Below are 21,894 nucleotides of genomic sequence, written 5' to 3'. Positions count from 1 at the left end.
GAGAGTCGCACATCTGAGATCAGATATAAAATAATATGATTGTGTGTTTGCTTGGATCATTCATATGCCCTCCATATTCAGCAGTCCAGTTATGCGCTACGGCATAAGCCTCGTTAACGCCGCGATCATCGCCGTCATCGCAGTCACTCTACTTGAAGGCACGATCCGGTGGGTTGCACTCGGAATCGCTGTTCTCGAAGTGATCGTCACGCCCCAGATATTGAAACACGCCGATTGACAGCAACGGGACTGAGTTGCTGGTCAGCGTTGGTCACGTTGCTCGTGGCAGCCGGACGTTCAGCTGGTAGATCAAGCGGAGCACGGCGAGCAGAATTGCAATTCCAACGACAATTCCAAGATACGATGGTGGGGTTGTCAGGGACTCTATAATACCAAACACAACGACAGCAATACCGACGCGAAGAATCGTGTTTCCGGCAACGTCCTGCACTACATCGTCAGGTACCGATGAGGTTGATTCGCTGTATCCGGCTAACAACCACGTCCAGCCAGCGAATCTAATGAGTGCACCAAATATCGTGACGAGCGCACCGCTCGCTAGCCATTCGATGGCGAGTGAACCAAGGGAGGGCATATCCGATTAGTCACACTACAAATTAAAAAAATTGCTTCAACTCACCACCAGTACAGACTATCTATTGTCATCCGTGACGTTCTCATAGTGGTCTCTGAGCCACTCCTTCCACGTCACAGTGCATACATCAGTCATCGGAGGTCCCGCACAGCACGGTATACTCGTGCAAGTTCGCGTACCGAATGCACTGTCGGGCCACCAACAGGGTCGAGTCGACCTGCAGTCGTGAAGCTTTTCGAAGGGTCAATCAACAATTTGTTCTCTATTGAGATACTTGTCTTCCCATTCTCGACGCGCAACGATTTCTCGTCTACCGCGGCGCGTAATATCATACGAGTTTGTGCGACGGTCAACTTCGCCTTTCTCTACGAGTCCTTTTTCGACTAGTTCATCGAGATTCGGGTAAAGGCGACCGTGATGGATCTCCCCTTCGTAATAGTCGTCTAATTCGTCTTTAATAGCGAGACCTTTCGGCTCATCCATCCCTGCAATCGCGTAGAGGCAATCTCGTTGGAATTTTGTGAGGTCGTGCATCGTCGCCTAACTAAAGACGATATCTCAAATTATATTAAATATGGGTAATATAAACACGAGATTCGCCATTTTATTTGACAATCACCCGGGTGGACTGGTCGTAAGGAGCAGATTGTTATCGGACACCACGAACCCGTATGGATGAAAATGCGGGGGCGGGAGACGCGGGTGGCAGACCGACAGGGCTACTGTCGGCAATCCTGTGTATGTCCCGGCATATAAAGAAATCAACTGATAGTTAAAATTCATTTTGAGCTATGCACCGAGCGACGACCTTCAATAGCAACTGGGCGAAAGGGTCATCAAAGGATCACCAAGCTCAAATCAGGAATCGATCAAGGAAAAGCGTTAGTGAACGGACATTCGAGAAAGAATGTTAACACAATACACGCCAATGAGGATGAAAAGTATTCCGACAACACCAGCTAGGTCAAGGGTTTCGTCGAATACAACAACACCGATAGCTGCGACGCCAACGATTCCGAGGGCAGCCCACGTCCCATAAACAACTCCAATTGGCAGATCTTCCATAGTCAACGACACGAGATAGAACGCGAACCCGTATCCAACGACTACACCGACGCTTGGTAGCAGATTCGAGAAACCATCGGAGAGCTTGAGTGCGGTCGTACCAATGAGTTCGGACACGATTGCACCAGTGAGCAGCACGTATGGATTCATATTTGTCGCTCGTGTTATCCAGCAATGATGGTTCTGGAACCAACTGCCACTTGCAGGGCATTTCTCACGCAACATAGAGAGCAAGCACACAACTGTCGTTGAGAGAAAACTCCGATCAACAATCGCACACACCACGTACATTCTAAACGACGGAACACAGTCGTAAACAGTAATGACCAATTTAGGCGAACTTGGACTTTCAAGCTACGAAGAGAAAGTATACCGCACGCTATTAATTACCGGTACAGCAACAGCAACCGAGATATCGGATGCTAGTGGCGTTCCGCAAGGCCGGATTTACGATGTACTCAACAATCTCAAAGCCCGACAACTCATTCGAACACAATCGACCGAGCCGACTCAATACATCGCCGAACAGCCAGAAACTGTGGTTGACAGACTCCTTGCCGAGCGCACCACTGAACTGCAACAGGAATGGGCACGATATCATAAGGCAGCTAACTCCGTCCGTTCACATCTCCTTCCTACAGTACCGGCTGATGGGAGCATCTGGCTTGGCGCACTCGGTAGTGAGGAGATGCAAACAGCTCTTCAAGAACATATCCGAACGGCAACGAACTCAGTCCATGCCGTGGTTGGACCTCCCTACGAGTCTGCTCCGTGGGAGACACTCGAAAAGGAGGTGGCTGCATTTTTTGATGCGGCACATCCAGATATCTCTATTTCACTGCTTGTCAGCGAGCCAGTGATCGAAACAGCTCCCAAGACGCTCTTCGATGTTGCTCAAGAACACGTTACAGAAGTCCAAATCAGAGTACTTCCCCAACTTCCCGTCTCCTTTGACGTGATCGATCAGACGATCACAACCATCGACATCCCACATCCACTACTACCCACAGACCGTATCGCCGTCATAGCGGTAAACGACAGCAAGGTCGTCAATGAGTTCGAATGTCAGTTTCAGAAATTGTGGGATGAAGCTGCACCTCTCCTCGACTAAACGTATGAGCGACACAGAGTATACCACTAGCAGGTGAGTTAATTCCCGAACATCACGACCGTTATCGTTCGTACCTCCCACGATTGTTCCGACTTGTTGGCAACATCAATTATACGAAATCAAGGAGAATACCTGACCCTTCAGGGTCAGGATGAATCCGATAACTCCTCCACAAACCACCGTCGATGGAGGGGCTGGATATTCTACGTTCTCAATACGAACCTTTACAATAAATACGTGTATAACTGATTATACAGACGTTCAGAATGCTGGAAGTCCATCGCACCCACCAAGCCAAAATCCTCAACCACCGACAGGTAGAGGAGATGCTCGACCGCCACGGGTGGTCGGCCAGCAAACTCTGGAACGTCGCCAACTACCACTCCCGCCAAGTCTGGGACGAAACCAGCGAGATCCCCGACCACGGCGACCTCAAAGACGAGTTGAAGACACATCCAATATACAAGGGACTGCATTCACAGTCCAGTCAGCGCGTTCTGGAGGAACTCGCTGAGGCCTTCAACTCATGGTACGGTAAGAAACAGTCCGATAATCGAGCGAACCCACCCGGCTACCGCAAGAAAAACTACTACGACACCCAAGGACGCCGCGTCCACGAAGAACACCCGCGTTCTACCGTGACGTGGAAGCGGAACGGCATCAAACACGACTCGAAGAACAACCGGGTTCGGCTCTCAAAAGGCGCGAATCACAAGGAACACCCGAAAGCATGGGAATACATCCTTGTCGAATACGAAACCCGTCCCGGCGTCGTGGTTGAGAACCTGCAACAGGTTCGCGCCGTCTACGACAAGGCGAAGGGACGCTGGGAACTCCACCTCGTCTGCAAAGACGAAATCGGAACTCCTGACGCTCCCGGCACCGAGTCAGCTGGTGTTGACCTCGGCATTTGTAACTTCGCGGCAGTTGCGTACAGTACCGAGGACGCCGACCTGTACCCCGGCAATCGTCTGAAACAAGACGGGTACTACTTCCCGAAAGAGATCGCCAAGTGCGATGACTCGAGTGGCGACAGAGCGACCCGTCTTCACAACAAGTGGTCGGAGCGCCGCACGCACTTCTTCCACAGTCTCGCCAAACACATCGTCCAGCGGTGTGTCGAGAAAGATGTTGGCCGCATCAACGTCGGGGACTTAGAAGGAGTCCGTGAAGACGGAAATGGTGAGTCGAAAAACTGGGGCACGCACAGCAACCTCGACCTGCACGGGTGGGCGTTCGACCGCTTTACCAACATTCTCGAATACAAGGCGAAAGTCGAAGGGATTGATGTCGTAGACGTGTCCGAGCGCGACACGAGCAAGACATGTTGCGTGTGTGGTAAGGAAGACGAGAATCAGCGTGTTGAACGGGGGTTGTACGTCTGTGAGACGTGTGATGCAGCGTTCAACGCTGATGTGAACGGGGCGGAGAATATCCGTCTCGACATAAACGAAAGTAACTCCGAGTCTTCGACCAGTTTGGACGAAGATAGGAGTACCGGCTGGTTGGCACAGCCCGGAGTCTACCTGTATGACTTGTCCAGCGGATTCCAACCGCAGGTTCAAGTGGTAGACTGCAAACCGTAATATCCCAATCCAGCGGCGCGGTGCCGTGGGATTCCTCCGCATTCAGGCGGAGGAGGATGTCAATCCGGAACTTTTCCAAGTCAGATGGCGCTGCTAAGAGTGCGATTACAGCCCCAATGCCTGCCACAAAGAGAGGCGTGTTCGAAGTTTTCTTGTTCAGATTAGTAGGGTCGACATTTGCAGCAATCCCGAGTTGACCGCATATATGTTATTTTTTACACCACAGATACTTAAATTTCAGTGTGAAAACTCGATTTGACTTTACTATATAATTATTTCACCAGGGGAGGTAACTATCGTTGGAATGGTTGGATCATTAGCAACGGGGGTAAGTACACAACTCCCACTGCAGGCTGGTGAAGCGATTACTGGAAATATCGAGAACTTTGGAGCCGCCATCGCCGTAGGACTTGCTGCCTTCGGAGCAGGATACGCGGAACGAGGGATTGGAGCTGCATCTGTCGGCGCCTTGGCTGAAAACGAAGACCTCTTCGTCCGTGTACTCATCCTGACAGTACTTCCCGAAACGTTAGTCATTCTCGCACTGGTTGTTGTGTTCCTCGTTGGACAAGCCTAACCCATCAACATTGATTCCTTCATTTTTGAGTCGAATAATTACGTGAGAACGAACAACTGAGACAGACATCGAAATCAGAACCGCGTCGGTGGTCTGTTAGATCAGGCTTTGTCCTGCGATTTCGACGGTGATTTCTGGTGAAAACGAGTTCCATCCTTCAGTGTGTTCTGTTGTGTATTCGAGGATCGGTGGCTCAAATCGACCTCGGACGTACATTGTCCCGGTTTGAATGACGTCATCGCCGTGAACATCATACGTTTCTTCGACCGTTTCGTCAGGATCGAGGGTTCGGACAAGCGGTGTTGACTCGACTCCGTAATTCTGTCTCGTTTCAGCATCGACGTATCGGCTTTCTTCGTATCGGTCCGTCCAGAGAATCGTTCCTGGTCCGGCATCTTGTGTGTCAAGCGACGGGACGAGTTCCAAGAGACCAAACGGCCAAATCCCCGTATTCCGGATTTCGATAGGTTCCTCCTGTTTGTTCGTAACCGTGAATGCCAGTTGTGCTGGATGTTCGATAACAGCATCCGGTTCAACGATTGCTACCGAGATGTCGAGTGGTGTGGTCGCCTCTGTTTGCACGTCCGTGATAGTGTATTCTGTCGCGCCGAGACACCCCGTGAGGCTAACCATTGACGCACTGGTAATGCCGAGAAGCGTCCGTCGCTTCATTGTGTGGTCTCCGAGGAAGCTTTGGCGGATGGTCCCGTACTGTCCGTCACTGCGACAAAGATCTCTTCAACGGTTGCATCAGAGCCAGCGGTTGTTTCAGCACGCAGAGAGTCAACAGTCCCTTCGGCCACGAGACTCCCCTCGTGGAGGATCCCAATTCGGTCACACACAAGTTCAACTTGCCCGAGCACATGACTTGAAAAAAAGACAGCAGCACCGCGATCGTTTTCCTTGTGTACGATTTCTCGAACAGTGCGAACGCCGTGCGGATCAAGCCCGGTGAACGGTTCGTCTAAGACGAGTAGATCTGGGTCACCGACAAGGGCCATCGCCAGCGCCAGTCGTTGCTCCATCCCTTGCGAAAACGTCCCGACTGACTGCCCGTCAACATCGTCCAGTCCAACCCGATCTAACAGCCCTGCTGGTGACTCACTGACCCGTTTCGTGTCGATGACGAATTCAAGGTGTTGACGCGCAGTAAGTCCATCGTAGAGCCTGTACCGGTCTGGAAGAATGCCCACGCGAGAATGCACATCAACGACATCGCGTTGCGGGTCTTGACCGAGGACACGAAGCGAACCAGTCGTCGGACGAAGATAGTCCATCAGCATCCCGATCGTCGTTGACTTTCCGGCACCATTCGGCCCAAGAAACCCGTAGATCTCATCGCTTTCGACAGTAAGCGTAAGATCGTTGACGGCTGTCGTTGACCCATACTGCTTCGTCAACCCCTCAGTCAGAATCGCAGGGTCACTCACACGGCATCCCCCCGGGCGAAGTGATAGCGAGCGAAGCCTAATGGGACGGCCGCCCACATAAGTAGAATCAGGACTCCGACCGCTTCGTGGAGATACAGCGGTACTGTTCCGGGTGCGAACGTCGCTTCGACAACGTACGCATTCGTCTGTGTCTGCGGCTCTAGCTTCGTGAGGACGTGGCTGTATGTGTTGGCGGAGTTACCGACACCGAGCAGCCAGTTTGAGACGACACGATACGCGCCGTGAGGAGACAAACGAAGTAGCAAGAACAGCGGGCCGGACGCTGGGGGCTCATACGGATTGACTGGCGTGCCAGTCACCTGTGTGAAAATCGTCGTGCTGATCTGCGTCCAGAACAGGACTAGCGGAAGGAATATCACGCCGAACACAGTCCCGGCAGCTGTGACTGTCCGCTTAGCGACAGCAGATATTGCCGTACCAATCGATACGAGAACGCCGACGTACGCAAGCGTGATGAGCACCATCCCGAAGAACAAGACCGGGTTGAACACACCGTGATCAACCAATCCGATCCCACCGAGAACAAAGCACGCAACCGCGACTGGGCCAGCGATACCAACTGTTCGCCCAGCTATTTTCCCGAGAAGTACATCAGTTCTCGTCACTGGGAGCCCGAGAATGAATTTCACGCTTCCAGAGGTCCGTTCACCAACAATCGACTGATAGCTCAAGAGAAGCACTCCTAATGGGAGGAGCACTGTCCCAGCTATCTGGACGTACCCAGCAGTAATATTCGCACCGAGACCATCCCACCCAATATAGCTGGGACGATACCCCCAAAGAACGATGAGAATGACAAGTAACCACACTCCCTTCGACGTTATCACTGTTCTTGCCTCTTTGCGTGCAAGCGGGGACCAACGCATCAGACCGATCATCTCCAGTCGTCCGCTTAGCTATTCTGAAAAGTGAATTTCTCTTTTCACCTTCCGTGAACCGCCTCGGGGTCAAGCCCCAAGGCGCTCGCTTTGTTTATTCTGTAGATGCTACAGTGCTCCGAGAGCAATCTGTACTGAGTGATTTCCGTGGCCCCGAGCTTCAGCTATTGATATCCCGAGCGTATTGTCTTTTCGACTACGACCGACAGATATCCCAATGTGCGAGTAATAGCATATTGGTCAACCCGATGGACACTGCCTACAATGCCTGTGACTCAACCGCCTGCCGAAGAGCTCGTACTTCGTCAAGGATTGCGTGCCACTGTTCGAGACTCCCAGGAATGTCCTCACCCGTTGCGTGGTCAACAAGGCGACGGACAGTCTCGGGTTCCTCAATCCGCCGAAGCTGAATATCATCCCCGCCTGCGATTTCGAGCGTGACAGTACCGTATCCGAAAACAGAACCGAGTGCGTCCTGAGAGAACGCGGAATTTTGAATTTTCGATAACTACGACTCCGAAATCCGAATACCGATAACACCTTGCTTTGAGTACACTGCTCTATCAGAAAGGACGTACTCAGTGTTTATGACGCTGAGATAGGCCCACAATCCGACGATGACGCCGGCGGCTCCAAGGAGGATCCCGACGACGATCTCGTTCTGCACGGTGATGAGCCACGCCGCCCCGATGAGAAGCGCGATTCCCATCCCGACGCCCGGAAGTGCAGTCGTGAGCTTCGGCTGCCCGTCCCACGCAACGGTTTCACCCGAATCCAGTGTCAACCAGTCACCCGTCATAACTCATCAGAAGTGCTGGCATCTTTGTGATCAGGGGCTTCCACAGCGGTCCTGATCGCTCGTAGTTCGGTCAGGATCTCATCGAGGACAGCAGTTTTGTCGTCGGGACGGTCGGACCCATCATCTTTCGTCTGTGTATTGATGAGTTCCTGCACTCGCTTCGGGTCCGAAATCGAGTCGAATGTGAGTTCGACGCCAGATCCCCCAGCGGTCGACATCTCAACGGTCCCGTAACCGAACTGTTGACCGAAGAACCCTTGTGAGTACGTCGTATTCTGGACTTTTCCAAGGTCGACTCGCTGCACGTTTCGAGAAACGATACCGCTCTTCCGGTGAACTACCCCACCCTACTCGCTCACAGCTGACTCCGTTCGCTCCTTGAGGGTAGGGCTTCCTGTTTCCACGACGCGCTTTGCAGACACGGGGGTGTCCACAGGGAGCGCAGTCTCCACAGGCGTTGACGAATCGCTACGCGATTCGTCCGCACACCAGAAATCTTCGATTTCTGGGGACGTTGATTCGGAGCGTCCCGCTCCTAACCGCTTCCTGATACCGCGAGAAAGAATGTTCCACGCCGCGTTCGCGTCCCTATCCACTTCAAACCCACACGCCGGGCACGAGTGTTCCCGAATCCACAACGGCTTCTCGGTCGAAACTCCGCAGGACGCGCACTCTTTTGTCGTCCCTCTCGGGTTCACGGCGACGAAGTGAGTCCCTTCGTGTTCACACTTGTACTCCAGCATCCGCAGGAACGTCCCCCACGCTGCGCCTGCGCGGTTCCGAGAGTTGCCCGGTAGCTCGACCAACCCCTTTGCGTCCAAATCCTCTACGGCCACGAGGTCGTATTCGCGGGCATAGTAGTTCGAGAGTTTGTGAAGAAAGTCGCGGCGCTTGTTCTTCAACTCGGCGTGGCGTTCGGCCACAACTCGGCGCTGTTTCTCCCAATTCGCAGACCCGTGCTGTTTCCGCGAGAGGTTGCGTTGGGCGCGTTCCAACCGCTCACGCTCGGCGGACAGGTCGAGAGATTCGACGGCGGTTCCGTCCGTGTCGTGGGCGTACTTGAGAATCCCCACGTCGATGCCAACGCATTTCTCGGGACTCTCCGGCTTCTCCGGTGGGTTGTTCGGGGTTTCGACACCGAGGATGGCGTACCACTTCCCAGTCGGTTCGCGTTTGACGGTGACGGTCTTGATTTCGGCGTCGTCGGGGAGGTCGCGGTGGAAGGTGATGGGGATTTCTCCGAGTTTCGAGAGCCACAGTCGGGTCCGACCGCTCGTGTTCTTGAGCTTGAAGCCGGATTGACTGTAGGTGAAACTGCGGTACTCACCCGGTGCTTTCCACTTGAGCGCCCCAACGCGGTAGCCGTTCTCTTTCCGGCCTTGGAGTGTCGAGAGGTTGTCGTACAGCCGCTGAACGACCTTCTGTAGCACCTTCGAGTGAACGGTTTTCAGGTCGCTCCACCACTTCTTGAGACTCGGCAGGAGTTTCTGTTCGGAGTACGACGAGGTGTCGTCGTTCCGATTCAGGCGGTGGAGGAAGTGGTTGTAGACCTGTCTACAGGTATCGACAGTCCACGCTAACTGTTCTTCGAGGGCGTCGGACGGTCGGAGTCGATACCTGTAGTTGTAGTTCATCGGGTGGTGCTACTCGTCGGGGCCGGTAGTTCTGACGACTTTCACGTCCGCGCCACGCCATCGTTTCGGGACAAGGACATGAGCGCCGTTGCCGGTGGCTTTGGCCGTTCCTTCGATGACTTCGTGGCCTTCGATTTCGTGTTTATCCATCGCCTGTGTTTACACTTAATTTCAACATAAATGTGGCGGTGGCCCTGTGGGCCGAGCGTCGAACGTTTCTGAGAACCGTGCGGCGTTGACGAGACGCTTTGCGTCTCGTTCGCGCACAAGAGCGGAGCTCTTGTGAACGCTGTATCCGGTTGCTCGTTGAGGAAGGGGCCTTAGCACCTCAATTCAGGTAAATCAAAATAGTCGGAACGCCGCGTACATAGTATGGTCCCGACACGACGATACCTCCTCCAAGCGGCCGGCGCCGTGTCCCTCACAGCACTGGCAGGGTGTTCAGCGACCAGTGTCCTCAACAGGGAAGACCCGACCGAAGAGTACACGCTGCATGTCGACGCGATCGAGACATCCCCGACAGCGTATGCACTGTACGAACCTGATGACGATGCGTTATTCGGTGCACCAGCTCGAACCGCGTTACAAGCGATCGTGCCCGAGGGCCGACACACGACCTACGGGTACAAACCTTTGCCAAGCGACGCGTACGTGGAACACGACGGGTCATACTTTCAGACGAAACACGTCGTCACCGGACGAGAACGTGTAGAACGGTCACTGGTGGGAGTCACTCCCGTCCCGGAAGAGGACGTCCCCGAAGACGCACTCCTGATCGACACACTCGAACGGCCGAGTGCGCGGGTTCTCAAGATCCTGCACTCGTACACGCTGACCGATGGGAGAACCAGTACGGCGGAACTCTTACGAGGAGATGAGTACGTGCTTCGCCGTCCGGTCGAAGAAGACAGTCGACTGGGAACCGGCGAACTTGATGGGCACGTTGTTACGATGACCGAAGACGGCACGTGGGCCTACCGAGTCCACGTCACAACCGAACGAATCGTCGAAACGGCCTACACCGCCGTGGCTGTCAACGTGGCGAGTTCACGTCGGCAATTCCGTGACGTCGTGTTTGGCTCTCGAATCGATGCGACGCTCACCGCAGACGAACTCTCCAAGGATGTACGAGATCATCTCGACCAAACGATCGACCGAGGCTCGTTATCAGAGACTGCACCGCTTCCTGACTCGTTCGTCACTCTTCTCAAGGCACTCCACCTCGGCGCTGTCGACACGGCAGCGAACGGGAAGCTCCTCTGGTACGATGACGCACTCTATCGCTACGGACTCTACGTGAACGAAACTTCCTGACGCAAATTGATAACGGAGTGTTGAACGGCAAGAGTCACCGGCCTCTTGGCGGGGGTGGAGGCTGATCGCCGAGACTCCACAGCAAAGCCCATCTGCTATGGCTGAGGCGCGGAGTGCCGAGGGAGTAGGGGGTGCAGTAGTGTACGGAGACAGTTACGGGGCTACGAGTAGAAAGCCCCGACCTTCAGGGCGGGGATGAATCCGACAACTCCTACGCAATCCACCGTTCGATTGCACGGCTGGATATTCCACGCTCCAATCCCTCTTCTCAAGTAACCCTGACTACATAGGTTACGTATGGCGAAACAGGTCGTTACCCGCACCTACACTGCTTCCATTCGGAACCACCAACAGGTGTCTGACGACCTTGATTCGCTCGGGTTCGCGGCCTCGAAACTCTGGAACGTCGGACGGTGGGTCTGCGACCGAGTGTGGTCTGAAATCGGCCACATTCCCGGTCACAACGAACTCACCACCTACCTGAAGTCGCACGAACGCTACGATGACCTGCATTCTCAGTCAAGTCAGCGAGTCCTTCAAAAACTCGCTGAAGCGTTCAACGGCTGGTACGGCAAACGACGCAACGGAGACACGAGAGCCAACCCGCCGAAGTACCGCAAACACGGCGACGACCACCCCCGAAGCACGGTCACGTTCAAAGCCGCCGGCTTCAAACTCGACACCAACTACGAGCGAGTCCGCCTCAGCAAAGGCTCGAACCTCAAAGCATACTGGTCGGATTTCATCCTCTGCGAATACCAGACTCGTCCCGACGTTGACCTCTCCACCGTCGAGACCGTGCAACAGGTTCGGGCTGTCTGGACCGGCGACGAGTGGGAACTCCACTTCGTCTGCAAAGTCGAGATCGAGGTTTCTGAAGCTCCCGGTGAGAAGACCGTGGGTGTTGACCTCGGCATTAACAACTTCGCCGCACTCGCCTACGAAGAAGGTCACAGCGAACTATACCCGCTCAACTGCTTGAAGCAGGATGACTACTACTTCAGCAAGCGACTCTCACAGTGTGACGATTCTGACTCCGAGCAAGCTACGCGGTTGAACCAGAAGAACTCGGCTCGTCGCACTCACTACTTCCACACGCTCTCGAAACACATCGTTCAGCGATGTGTGGACGAAGGTGTTGGTACGATCGTGGTTGGCGACCTCTCTGGCATCCGCGAGGACGGGGAGACCGACGAGTCAAAAAAATGGGGGAAACACGGCAATCTCGACCTGCATTCGTGGGCGTTCGACCGCTTTACTTCGATGCTTGCGTACAAAGCCGAGATGGACGGCATCACGGTCAAGCAAGTGTCTGAGCGGGACACGTCGAAGTCGTGTTCGTGTTGTGGTCGGAAGCGGAAGGCGAACCGCGTGGAGCGTGGGTTGTACGTCTGTGATGAGTGTGAGACGGTGGCGAACGCGGATGTGAACGGTGCTGAGAACATTCGGCAGAAAGTATCTCCGAATCCTCACGGAGAGGATAGGAGTAACGGCTGGTTGGCACAGCCATCGACGTTCTTGTTTGACAAGGAAACTGGTGCGTTCGCACCTCAAGAACACGTAACGTCGTAAACCACAATATCCCAACGGCGGTCGGGAATCCTCGCCCTTCAGGGCGGGGAGGATGTCAATCGAACAAATAATGTCGATATCGTCGAATTGCGTAGCGGTACGCTCCATATGGGATCCCGACAGTCAACAGCAGATACAGCCCGAAGCTTATGAGGAAGACGGGGGTGAAGACGAGATTGCCAGAGACCGCAAACCAGGTCACTAGCAAGCCAAGAACCGTCCCCGCACCGACGATGAATAGGTACCCTAGCATCACAAGCGTTGATGGAACAACTGTTTCAGTCCCCCAGAACTCACGCTCCTCGTATATCGGGTACGTCGCACCGAGACCGAGCGCGAACGTCCCCGCAGCAAGACACGTTCCGATCCCGGCGACAGCGAAGGCGATAGCTCGCAGCACCGGTGTTCCGAGCGCGACCGACGCAATCGGGATGAGCACAGCAGCCGGGAGCCCGACAGCAACGCCAGCGAGCAACCGTCCCCGGACGAGGACTCGTGGCGACGTTTGAGTCAATAACAGCAGCGGCAACTGTGGGCGGTCGTCTCCGAGCGGGTTCAAGCCGAACGTTGCGCCCGCAAGGAACGTCCCCAGACCGACACCCATCCCTGCGACAAGAATCCCGATCGCGTCATTCGACGACTGAACGATGGTCGTTCCGAACGGACCGATGAAAAAGAGAATCATCAGGAGATGGCTCAGTTCCTGTGGACGACGACGACCGCGCACGAGAACACCCCACGCGATGCGGCCCGGTTTGGTCCACGCGAACGGCCGGGGGGCAGTGAAGCCACCGCTCGATCGGCGCACCTGTTTGGACGAGTTTCCGATCGGTGCATCCGTAAACCAGAGCACAGAGGCCTGTTTGCTGGCCACCGCGAGTCCAATCGGAGTCAAGGCGAGTATTCCACCGAGGACCGCTACCGCACGGATTGACGTCGGCTGTGCAAGTGGTGTACCGACAAACACGAGCGCAACATACTCAACGAGCGGGTCGAACGTCGCTACCGAGCGCAGCCATTGTACCGATCGGTCAACCTCAACGATATACTGCCCGACGAATTGGGAGGCGACGACGGCAGCAACCATTGCGAGAACACCCCCCACTTTCAAGAGCCGGCGCACGCCCGGAAGCCGACGGAGGAGCCGCAAGACACCAAGCCCACCGGCGTATCCCCAGACAGCAGCACAACAGACGAGTGGGACCGTGACGAGCGCGCCTGTAACGAGGAGTGATGGCGATCCCAACCCCAGTGCGAACGCAACAACGAATGCCCCGATCGGGAGTCCGAACCACAAGAGTAGCCGTCCGATCTCGGCAGTGATGAGCCCGAGAACCACCGCACGTGGGTGGACTGCTGTCAGAACGAGATCCTCGGCTTCGATGCTACCGATCCGTTCCAATGTCCGCAACATCGCCAACAGAACGAGCACGACAGGGACAGCGGTTGTTACAAGCCCGAAAAACGGAATCGCCGTGAGAGAGCGCGCCGTGCGACCCAGCAGATACGCGGTCGGAAGCGCAAACAGGAGGTTCCCTCCAAAGAACAGGACCGCAATTCCCAACCCGGCAAGTCGGCGCGTGTTCCCGGTGTAGCCGCGAAGGCTCCGAACGAACTCCGCGCGGCCGATTCGAATCCCGTGGCGAACATCACGTTGGAGCGTCATTTGTCTTTGCGACGTGCGCTCGGGTCGTGCTCACTAGTGACAGCGAGGAACGCATCTTCGAGTGATCCGCTCCCGCCCGTCTCTGCACGGTTTTGGACCTCCGTCGGCGTCCCCTCAGTGACGAGTTTCCCGTCGAATAACACGCCGACCTCGTCAGCGACCGCTTCAACGACCGGGAGTATATGCGTCGACACGAACACTGTCGTCCCCATCTCTGCAAAGTCGGTAATGGACTCACGGATGGTGCGGGCCGCGCGTGGATCGAGTCCTGACGTTGGCTCGTCAAGGAACAGGACATCCGGATCGTGCAGGGCACTCTGGATGAACGCAGTCTTTTGTTGCATTCCCTTGGAATACGCTGCAATTCGTTTGTCAGCGTCGTCAGTCAGATCGAACCGATCGAGGTACTCCTCAATTCGCTCGCGTGCAACGTCTTGGGGGATATCGCGGAGATCGGCGACGTATTCGAGCTGTTCGCGAGCACTGAATTCTTCGTAGAGTGGTGGCGTCTCTGGGAGGTAGCCAACGTGTGGGGCAAGCGCACGTCGATCGGCGACATCGACCCCACAGACGTGGACAGCGCCACTCGATGGTTGCGAGAGGCCGGTCAAGAGCCGCATCGTGGTCGTTTTCCCCGCGCCGTTCGGGCCGAGAAATCCGTAGACGGTTCCTGTAGAGATCTCAAGTGAAAGGCCATCGAGCGCAACCTCAGACCCATAGGCCTTCCGCAGGTCAGTTGTCCGAATGGCGATATCGTCGATGGTGGAGGGCATTGATTGTAGCGACTCGTTATCACACCGTTCCCTATGCGTTTCGAAACAAATTTCGCATAATCGCACCGCGAGCAGACTACCGATCGGTCGCAATCTGCAGGGAATACGCGATACACAGGAGCCCGGCAAGCTGGATTACCCTGACGAGGAGGCGCACGACATTCTGGAGGTCAATCGGAATAATACGGAATGCGAGCAGCCCTTGTCCGGTGACTGCAAGCGTGTACGTGACACCGAAGAGCAGGATCATCCCGACCGAGAGCCACCGCATCGAGCGTTCATCATTCCGTCTCAGCCCGCGGTACGCTTGGTAACCAATATAGAGTCCGATTAGCGCCGAAGCCGTCGCTGCAAGCCCCGCAAGCAGGCCAACAGGGGAGCCGAGGCCAACAACGGACATCAGAATTTCCCCCATAGGCGCGTTAACTGATCTGCGACGTCATCGCTCTCTGACTCCCGGTCGAGGTCCCATCGAAGCTCACCATCCGTAACGGTGACCTCGAAGCGATGCAGCCGGGACACGTATACTGTCTCGTGATGGCCATCCGACCGGGGCCGGGTCCGCTCACCAACGAGATCGACTTCGCTCAAACGGTCGAGCCGTCGATAAATTGACGACGTGGAAAGCCCACAGTGCTCACTCAGTTCGGTAGCCGACAGTGGCCGGTCGCTGGTCGCCACCAGAATCGACCGTGTGTGCTCGTCGTCCAACAACGCGACGACGGTCGCGAGGTCCACGTCGGCCATCTCTTGCTCAGATCTCATTAGGCGTGTACAAAAATGCTGGATTCCAGATGCAAGCACATCGCAGGGGAGCCACTGTCGGCTCCCGTTGACTGGCACCCGCGCAGTGACATCATTCATCGGTCTCCCCCCGAAGATCCACGGTGAACAACACGTGAAAATGAGTGCCGCCTGTCGAGTACACGAGGGAGACCCCCTTTGCATCCGGGTGCTCACTCAGATCGACAGTCGCCTCCGCACCGGGCGACACTGAATCGTCGTCGCTGTCCGACCAGAGAGACTGTTTCTCGATTTCCCCAAAGTCGTCCGGTTGGTCGAGATCGTAATAAAGCCGGTCCGCGGAGATCGACTCACCAGCCTCATTTCGAAACGTGACACGTGGTTCGTCCGCGTCTTGAGTCACACCCCACGTCACTTGTGGGAGGTCGTACTCGGGCGCGATCTCGGTATTTGAGTTGAATGGGACCTGTGCTTCAACTGTGGCAAGCGACCCGTCGATCTGTACGTCGAACGTTTCGGCCTCCGTTGTGAATCGATATCCACCTTCTTGCAGCGCCTGCTTCAGCGCTGATTCCGTCGGCACACGGCCGTCTTCGTAGCGATAAGAGACGACTTGATACGCCGTCTCGCCATCGGATCTGAATGCATCGGCGAGCATCGCTGGCCGTCCTGTCGGATCGTGTATATCAGTGTTAACGAGGAGATGAGCGTTCCCACCAGCAGCCGTTGTGAGCTGTTCGAACCGTGCGTTCTCCTCGTGATATCGAGGCCGTTCCCCAGCGCCGGCATCGATCAGCGCCTCTAGGTTTGGCTGGTCGTGGGTCCGCACACTCGTCCAGACAACGACGCCGTCACCGACACCGACGCGGCGCGGCACATCCGAACGAGCGAACACAGCGTAGCCTCGATACTCGCCAGTGCGTTCGTAGCCGCTATCAGTGATGGTCTGAGTGATCTGCGTCCGGTCAAAGGAGGCCTCGATGACGGTGCCGAAGATCGAATCAACGAGGAGGTCGTAGTTCTCGAAGCCGATGCCAAAGTAATCGATATCCGCCTTACTGTAGGCGCGTCGCGCGATGAATTCCTCAGGAGCGCCTGGTTGGGGGGCGGTCGGCTGTATGGTGGCAAAGGAATACCGCTCGGGTGGGGATTCGACACTCGTTGGTGCGGGGAGCCACTGTCGATACGTCGGATCATCCCCGTCTGGGACTGTCAGGCGACCATAGCGCTGATTGCCACCGAGTGGGGGCAGACTGGAGAGACATCCGGCAGTCAGTAGTGGGAGTGCTGCTCCGCCGGCAGCGAGGAGCTGTCGGCGGGTTCGGTCGTTGGAGGGCCGATGTCGTTGTGGGGACATACCGCAGTTCAACACCCGGCCCTCACGGCTGTATAAGTGAAGTCTCAGCCTCATCCGGGTGCAGGCCGTCGATATGTTTTTATATTAGAGTAGGTGGCCTTACCCTCCGCTGGAATCCGGACTTGTGTAACTCGTTCCGCACGTCAGAACGGTTCTCAGAGCCCACACTACCAACTAGCGAGACAAACACTCCGCACGAAAACCATTCACCGAGACAGTTTTGTGACTGGTTCGTGACAGCCTCCGTGCAAATGAGTGTACTCGACCTCCCAGATCCGCCCGTGATCCGATGTTACAATAAACCTGGCATTCCGACAGCCATCCAGGCCCGGCTCACCGCCGAAGGACTGTTTGTCGCAGATTATGACTCCGGGAAATCTCTCGATAGTGCCCAAGTTCCGGATGAAAACCGTCGAGGAGCCGCCGGCAGCGCCTTCAACCGAATCATCGAGATTAGCCACGTCGGCGGGCTCGGCGTGATCCGGACGCCGAACGACGATGATGACATCATTACGGTCGGGGAATGGGAGCCGAACTGTGCCACCATCCGCTCGATCGGCGGGAAAGTATTGAAAGGGGTCCAAATGGCTCGCTATGGGCTTTTGACTCCTGAGGAGGATCACTTCGAGCAGCTCGACGCGCTCTACAGTGGTGGGAGTTCGACAGTCGATATGGCCACCGACAGTGAAGCAACCATCCGTGAGGCGATAGAGTACCTAGAGACTCAAGGGCGGCTTCGAAGCCCGTCGACGGAATCAATGTAGACATCTCGACGAACGGGACACGTCCCCGACTGCTGACTAAATAGCTCGAACAGGCAGCACTCCAACGTTACTGAGATTCGTCTTCGTCATCACTCGGTGGCCGCTCAGCAAGCCGATCGAACCGCGATTGTGCTCTCTCCTTCCGGTCAGTCGTCTCGGCAGGATCGTACGACAGCTCCGTTACTTCCCCATCGGTGAGCGTCACTTTGAGGATGGCATCCGGGTGAGCAGCCTCATCGGGGAGCTCCGAACGGTCGAGGATGATCTCGTCAACAACGTCGCCATCTGCTTCGAGCAAGATGACTGCAAGGTCCTCCTCGAAGCGATCGATCACGCCAGTGAATTTTTTGATACTCATTCTCAGTAGGTCTCCTCGATCACGGTTGTCCCGCTATCATCCCGAAGGATGACCGTGTCACCGTTATTGTTCCAGACGGGGTTTGATTGGCCCCAGTACAACTCGGCCTCAGTGTTGGTGCCACTGCCCGTGTACACAGTAATTCGCGCGCCAGCGTCAAGTACCGTTCCCTCAGGGACCGTATACGTGTGGTCGGCCGCATCCGCGAGTTCCCATCCGGAGAGATCGAGCGCTTCCGAGCCTGAGTTCTCGAAGGTAACGTACTCGTCATTCAGGTTCTCGGCATCATCACCGTCTGCATCGGCGTTGATTTCGACGACGTCGAGGGCAGTGTCACCAGTCTCTGTCGGTTCATCCGCCGAGTCAGTAGTCGTCTCTGGATCCGTCAGTGGAGCTGTCCCCGACCCGTCCGCTTGGATCACGTATCGCTCAGTGAGCGCAGTCTCACTTCCTGGTTCGATCGCGTCGCCCATGCGGAGCTCTGTCGCTATCGTGGGCGCGTCCTGCTGGGTGGCAACCGTCACTGCCGAACCATTACTTGTGAAGCGGATCGTCCCGTGGGTAGCGGTCCAGTACGTCGGGATTGACTGTGTAGCGAGCCGTTCCAGTACCTCCTCGTGCGGGTGGCCGTACTGGGAATCGTACGCGCTCGAAATCACAGCCGCTTGTGGGGAGACCGTATCAAGGAATTCCTCGCTCGTACTCGATTGACTCCCGTGATGCCCAGCCACTAGTACTGTCGCGTTAAGCCGATCACCGTAGGTCTCGACGAGATACTCTTCGCTCTCGGCTTCTCCGTCCCCTGGCAGCAGGAAACTAGAATCCCCAAACTGGAGATGGAGCACGATACTGTTCTCATTGCTATCGTCGCCCGCGAGATACCCTTCGGGTGGGGCGAGTATCTGTGTCTCAACGCCACTCATTTGAATCGAGTCTCCGGCTTGGGTCCGGTACAGCGTCACATCGTATTCTTCGACTGCATCGAGGTATCGCTCATACGTGGCCGAACTCGACGCGATCCCAGGATCATAGACAGCCCCGACGCCCTCGGCATTCGTCTCGAAGTGCTCGATCACGGCCGCGTGCCCGCCAATATGGTCCGCATCAGGGTGAGTGGTCACGAGGTGATCGATTCGCGTGACGTCGTTGGCTTCCAGATAGGCGATCACGTCTTCACCGTCATCGCGCCAATCACCGGTATCGATGAGAATCGTCTCATCTTCGGGACCGATGATGAGCGTGCTCGAGCCTTGCCCGACATTCAACAGATGCACTGAGAGCTCTCCCTCAGGCGCGGGGCCAGCGGTCGAATCGGTGGCTGTCGGGTCCGCGCCCGCAGCCGTCGTCGCAGCGGCCCCATCCGTTCCCGTGTCACTGATCCCGCCGGTACAGCCAGCGAGAATCATTATTCCAAGAACCGCCAAAATGACGAGAAGCCGTCGTGGAGACATACGTAGATATCGTCGAGAGCAGGGTTAGTCGTTCTGGAAATCCGGAATTGCGACGCGAGGTTTACCTAACGGTTAGGCGCTAATGCCCCTTCCTCAAGGAGCGACCGAAGGGAGCGAGTTGGGAGGGGATACAGCGCCGAACACTTGTTCATACACTCTGCACCGGCCGGCCCACAGGCCCACCGACATCATTAAGTTGATACAATGTCTAAACATAGTTGATGGATAGACACGAGATAGAAGGGCACGAAGTCATCACCGGAACGGCCAAAGCCACCGGCAACGGGGCGCACGTTCTCGTCCCAAAAGACTGGCGTGGCGCAGACGTGAAAGTCGTCCGAACCAGCGAACCAACCAACGAGTAGCACCACCCGATGAACTACAACTACAGGTATCGACTCCGACCATCCGACGCCCTCGAAGAACGGTTAGCGGAGACTGTCGATACTTGTAGACAGGTCTACAACCACTTCCTCCACCGCCTGAATCGGAACAACGATACATCGGCGTACTCCGAGCAGAAGCAGCTTCCCGACCTCAAGAAGTGGTGGGAAGACCTGAAACAAGTTCACTCAAAGGCCCTCCAGAAGGTCGTGCAACGACTGTACGACAACCTCTCGACGCTCCGTGGCCGCAAGCAGAACGGCCACCGCGTCGGGAACCTCAAGTGGAAAGGGCAGGGCGAGTACCGTTCGTTCACCTACAGCCAGTCCGGTTTCGAACTCAAGAACACGAGTGGCCGGACGAAACTGTGGCTCTCGAAAATCGGTGAAATACCCCTCATCTTCCACCGCGACCTCCCCGACGCCGCCGAAATAAAGACCGTCACGGTCAAACGCGAACCCACCGGCAAGTGGTACGCCATCCTCGGCGTCGAAACGCCCGACGACCCACCGGAGAAGCCGGAGACGCCCTCCAAGTGCGTCGGTATCGATGTTGGCATACTCAAGTACGCCCACGATACGGATGGAACCGCCGTGGGGCCACTTGACCTTTCCGACGAACGCGAGCGACTAGAACGCGCCCAACGCGACCTCTCGCGGAAGGAACACGGGTCGAACAACTGGGAGGAAAACCGCCGCGTCGTGGCCGAACGTCACGCCGACTTGAAACGGAAACGCCACGACTTCCTTCACAAGTTGTCGAACCACTACGCCCGCGAATACGACCTTGTAGCGGTCGAGGACTTGGACGCCGCCGGACTGGTTGAACTGCCGGGCAACTCCCGAAACCGGGCTGGAGCGGCGTGGGGGACGTTCCTACGGATGCTTGAGTACAAGTGCGAACGCGACGGGACTCACTTCGTGGCGGTAGACCCGGCAGGGACGACCAAGGAGTGTGCGGCGTGCGGTGTCTCGACGGACAAACCGCTGTGGGTCCGTGAACACTCCTGCCCGTCGTGCGGGTTCACGGCAGACCGGGACTGGAACGCGGCGTGGAACATTCTTTCTCGCGGTATCAAGCGGTTAGGAGCGGGACGCTCCGAACCAACGCCTGTGGAGACTGCGCTCCCTACGGGGACCACTTCGGTCCCTGCAAAGCGTGTCGTGGAAGCAGGAAGCCCCACCCTCAAGCGCGAGGGCGTCAGCCCGAGCGGTAGGGTGGGGTAGTTCACTGTGGGATCTCTTCGCGCCACAGCCAGCACTGCAATCCAGTGGGCCAACAACGAACCTCATCGCGCACGCTGCGGGACTCACGTTGGGAGTCATCCTCGCCGTTAGTGTGAATCCACGACAGATCGGAAGTTAACACCTATATCCGACAACCGTGTAGTCTGATTTTAAATGCAATTCTGTGACGAGTGTGGTTCGATGATGCACACGGAGGGCGACACGTGGGTGTGTCGCTCCTGTGAGAACGAGGAGCCACGAGACTCGCAAGCAGAAACGGCAATGACGACCCAGGATGGACAGCGGGACGACGGGACACCCACCGTGGCCGACGCGACCCAGGGCTCCACCGAGACGATGCAGGAGTCCTGTCCGGCCGAGGACTGCGACAGCGACCGGGCCTACTACGAGATGATGCCGAAACCGGGCGGCTCCTACGAGGTTCGGCTGTTCACCTGCGTCGAGTGCGGCCACAAGTGGCGCGAGTCCTGACGGCACATCTCGCCGTATGCACAACAACGGCCCTGTTGAAACCCTCAACAGGTAATAGATTCCTACACCCCCATTCGCTCAGTACAGGCTGTTCACG

General features: G+C 56.2%; 27 protein-coding genes and 1 pseudogene. 10 read left to right on the top strand and 18 right to left on the bottom strand.

What is annotated here, in order from left to right:
* Positions 1–91 precede the first annotated feature (91 nt).
* Entirely contained in the window at positions 92–238 is a 147-nt protein-coding gene (locus ACP99_RS20355; RefSeq protein ID WP_197052340.1) for a hypothetical protein, read from the top strand.
* A 33-nt stretch (positions 239–271) separates the two neighbouring features.
* Here ACP99_RS20355 and ACP99_RS18915 read toward each other — a convergent pair whose 3' ends face one another.
* The 3 genes from ACP99_RS18915 to ACP99_RS03190 form a co-directional block, all read right to left on the bottom strand.
* On the bottom strand, positions 272–595 hold the full coding sequence (locus ACP99_RS18915) for a hypothetical protein (protein ID WP_081927086.1): 324 nt from the start codon (positions 593–595) through the stop codon (positions 272–274).
* A 243-nt stretch (positions 596–838) separates the two neighbouring features.
* Positions 839–1,129: a helix-turn-helix transcriptional regulator gene (locus ACP99_RS18910; RefSeq protein ID WP_081927084.1), complete on the bottom strand. Its 291-nt coding sequence runs from the start codon at positions 1,127–1,129 to the stop codon at positions 839–841.
* Positions 1,130–1,477: 348 nt separating this feature from the next.
* Positions 1,478–1,810: an SMR family transporter gene (locus ACP99_RS03190; protein ID WP_049985215.1), complete on the bottom strand. Its 333-nt coding sequence runs from the start codon at positions 1,808–1,810 to the stop codon at positions 1,478–1,480.
* A gap of 172 nt (positions 1,811–1,982) precedes the next feature.
* Here ACP99_RS03190 and ACP99_RS03185 point away from each other — a divergent pair, with 172 nt between their 5' ends.
* The 3 genes from ACP99_RS03185 to ACP99_RS18905 all read left to right on the top strand — a co-directional run bounded on the left by ACP99_RS03185 (position 1,983) and on the right by ACP99_RS18905 (position 4,934).
* Positions 1,983–2,771 (top strand): TrmB family transcriptional regulator, encoded by a 789-nt coding sequence (locus tag ACP99_RS03185; RefSeq protein WP_049985214.1) that lies wholly within the window; start codon positions 1,983–1,985, stop codon positions 2,769–2,771.
* A gap of 266 nt (positions 2,772–3,037) precedes the next feature.
* Positions 3,038–4,357 (top strand): RNA-guided endonuclease InsQ/TnpB family protein, encoded by a 1,320-nt coding sequence (locus tag ACP99_RS03180; protein ID WP_049985213.1) that lies wholly within the window; start codon positions 3,038–3,040, stop codon positions 4,355–4,357.
* 304 nt (positions 4,358–4,661) lie between these two features.
* Entirely contained in the window at positions 4,662–4,934 is a 273-nt protein-coding gene (locus ACP99_RS18905; RefSeq protein WP_081927082.1) for a hypothetical protein, read from the top strand.
* Positions 4,935–5,030: 96 nt separating this feature from the next.
* Here the strand turns inward: ACP99_RS18905 and ACP99_RS03175 are convergent, their stop codons facing one another.
* From ACP99_RS03175 to ACP99_RS19805, 8 genes and pseudogenes are all read right to left on the bottom strand, one after another.
* Positions 5,031–5,606, bottom strand: a complete 576-nt coding sequence (locus ACP99_RS03175; protein WP_049985212.1) for a hypothetical protein — start codon at positions 5,604–5,606, stop codon at positions 5,031–5,033.
* Positions 5,603–6,364, bottom strand: a complete 762-nt coding sequence (locus ACP99_RS03170; RefSeq protein ID WP_049985211.1) for an ABC transporter ATP-binding protein — start codon at positions 6,362–6,364, stop codon at positions 5,603–5,605. The genes ACP99_RS03175 and ACP99_RS03170 overlap by 4 nt, the downstream gene beginning before the upstream one ends.
* Positions 6,361–7,260, bottom strand: a complete 900-nt coding sequence (locus ACP99_RS03165; protein ID WP_345775633.1) for an ABC transporter permease subunit — start codon at positions 7,258–7,260, stop codon at positions 6,361–6,363. The genes ACP99_RS03170 and ACP99_RS03165 overlap by 4 nt, the downstream gene beginning before the upstream one ends.
* Before the next feature lie 262 nt (positions 7,261–7,522).
* Positions 7,523–7,762, bottom strand: a complete 240-nt coding sequence (locus ACP99_RS21485) for a PH domain-containing protein (protein WP_081927101.1) — start codon at positions 7,760–7,762, stop codon at positions 7,523–7,525.
* Positions 7,763–7,771: 9 nt separating this feature from the next.
* On the bottom strand, positions 7,772–8,062 hold the full coding sequence (locus tag ACP99_RS03160; protein ID WP_049985210.1) for a hypothetical protein: 291 nt from the start codon (positions 8,060–8,062) through the stop codon (positions 7,772–7,774).
* Positions 8,059–8,388: pseudogene (locus ACP99_RS03155) on the bottom strand (PH domain-containing protein); the annotation flags it as partial. The gene ACP99_RS03160 and the pseudogene ACP99_RS03155, both read right to left, overlap by 4 nt.
* A gap of 21 nt (positions 8,389–8,409) precedes the next feature.
* On the bottom strand, positions 8,410–9,696 hold the full coding sequence (locus ACP99_RS03150) for an RNA-guided endonuclease InsQ/TnpB family protein (RefSeq protein WP_049985208.1): 1,287 nt from the start codon (positions 9,694–9,696) through the stop codon (positions 8,410–8,412).
* Between the two features lie 9 nt (positions 9,697–9,705).
* Positions 9,706–9,846 (bottom strand): DUF2080 family transposase-associated protein, encoded by a 141-nt coding sequence (locus tag ACP99_RS19805; protein ID WP_156105582.1) that lies wholly within the window; start codon positions 9,844–9,846, stop codon positions 9,706–9,708.
* 222 nt (positions 9,847–10,068) lie between these two features.
* On the opposite strand from ACP99_RS19805, the gene ACP99_RS03145 reads away from it, so the two are divergent.
* Together ACP99_RS03145 and ACP99_RS03140 are read left to right on the top strand one after the other, a co-directional pair.
* Complete coding sequence (locus tag ACP99_RS03145) at positions 10,069–11,010, top strand: hypothetical protein (RefSeq protein WP_049985207.1); 942 nt, start codon at positions 10,069–10,071, stop codon at positions 11,008–11,010.
* A 297-nt stretch (positions 11,011–11,307) separates the two neighbouring features.
* Entirely contained in the window at positions 11,308–12,582 is a 1,275-nt protein-coding gene (locus ACP99_RS03140) for an RNA-guided endonuclease InsQ/TnpB family protein (protein ID WP_049985206.1), read from the top strand.
* A 55-nt stretch (positions 12,583–12,637) separates the two neighbouring features.
* Here the strand turns inward: ACP99_RS03140 and ACP99_RS03135 are convergent, their stop codons facing one another.
* The 5 genes from ACP99_RS03135 to ACP99_RS03115 all read right to left on the bottom strand — a co-directional run bounded on the left by ACP99_RS03135 (position 12,638) and on the right by ACP99_RS03115 (position 17,176).
* Positions 12,638–14,248, bottom strand: a complete 1,611-nt coding sequence (locus ACP99_RS03135) for a hypothetical protein (RefSeq protein WP_049985205.1) — start codon at positions 14,246–14,248, stop codon at positions 12,638–12,640.
* A complete protein-coding gene (locus tag ACP99_RS03130; protein ID WP_049985204.1) occupies positions 14,245–15,021 on the bottom strand; it encodes an ABC transporter ATP-binding protein in 777 nt (258 codons plus the stop codon). The genes ACP99_RS03135 and ACP99_RS03130 overlap by 4 nt, the downstream gene beginning before the upstream one ends.
* Positions 15,022–15,097: 76 nt before the next feature.
* Complete coding sequence (locus tag ACP99_RS03125) at positions 15,098–15,436, bottom strand: DUF7521 family protein (RefSeq protein WP_394324854.1); 339 nt, start codon at positions 15,434–15,436, stop codon at positions 15,098–15,100.
* Entirely contained in the window at positions 15,421–15,768 is a 348-nt protein-coding gene (locus ACP99_RS03120; RefSeq protein WP_156105581.1) for a winged helix-turn-helix domain-containing protein, read from the bottom strand. Before ACP99_RS03120 ends, ACP99_RS03125 begins: the two co-directional genes overlap by 16 nt.
* Positions 15,769–15,877: 109 nt before the next feature.
* Positions 15,878–17,176, bottom strand: coding sequence for a hypothetical protein (locus tag ACP99_RS03115; protein WP_231554200.1), 1,299 nt, complete (start codon positions 17,174–17,176; stop codon positions 15,878–15,880).
* A gap of 197 nt (positions 17,177–17,373) precedes the next feature.
* Here ACP99_RS03115 and ACP99_RS03110 point away from each other — a divergent pair, with 197 nt between their 5' ends.
* A complete protein-coding gene (locus ACP99_RS03110; RefSeq protein WP_156105580.1) occupies positions 17,374–17,886 on the top strand; it encodes a hypothetical protein in 513 nt (170 codons plus the stop codon).
* A gap of 67 nt (positions 17,887–17,953) precedes the next feature.
* Here ACP99_RS03110 and ACP99_RS03105 read toward each other — a convergent pair whose 3' ends face one another.
* Together ACP99_RS03105 and ACP99_RS03100 are read right to left on the bottom strand one after the other, a co-directional pair.
* Positions 17,954–18,244 carry a DUF3006 domain-containing protein gene (locus ACP99_RS03105; RefSeq protein ID WP_049985200.1) on the bottom strand — a complete coding sequence of 97 codons (291 nt, stop codon included), beginning with the start codon at positions 18,242–18,244 and terminating at the stop codon, positions 17,954–17,956.
* A 2-nt stretch (positions 18,245–18,246) separates the two neighbouring features.
* Positions 18,247–19,695: a lamin tail domain-containing protein gene (locus tag ACP99_RS03100; RefSeq protein ID WP_049985199.1), complete on the bottom strand. Its 1,449-nt coding sequence runs from the start codon at positions 19,693–19,695 to the stop codon at positions 18,247–18,249.
* Positions 19,696–19,916: 221 nt separating this feature from the next.
* Between ACP99_RS03100 and ACP99_RS19800 the strand changes: the two genes are divergently transcribed.
* The 3 genes from ACP99_RS19800 (at position 19,917) to ACP99_RS03090 (ending at position 21,797) form a co-directional block, all read left to right on the top strand.
* Positions 19,917–20,060: a DUF2080 family transposase-associated protein gene (locus ACP99_RS19800; protein WP_156105579.1), complete on the top strand. Its 144-nt coding sequence runs from the start codon at positions 19,917–19,919 to the stop codon at positions 20,058–20,060.
* Positions 20,061–20,069: 9 nt separating this feature from the next.
* Positions 20,070–21,305, top strand: a complete 1,236-nt coding sequence (locus ACP99_RS03095) for an RNA-guided endonuclease InsQ/TnpB family protein (RefSeq protein ID WP_049985198.1) — start codon at positions 20,070–20,072, stop codon at positions 21,303–21,305.
* Positions 21,306–21,479: 174 nt separating this feature from the next.
* Entirely contained in the window at positions 21,480–21,797 is a 318-nt protein-coding gene (locus ACP99_RS03090) for an RPA12/RPB9/RPC11 RNA polymerase family protein (protein ID WP_049985197.1), read from the top strand.
* Positions 21,798–21,894 lie beyond the last annotated feature (97 nt).

Origin of the sequence: Halobellus rufus, assembly GCF_000739575.1 — an archaeon.
GTDB lineage: Archaea > Halobacteriota > Halobacteria > Halobacteriales > Haloferacaceae > Haloquadratum > Haloquadratum rufum.
The sequence above is the reverse complement of the archived record's forward strand: the minus strand, read 5'-3'. Positions and strand labels throughout refer to the sequence as shown.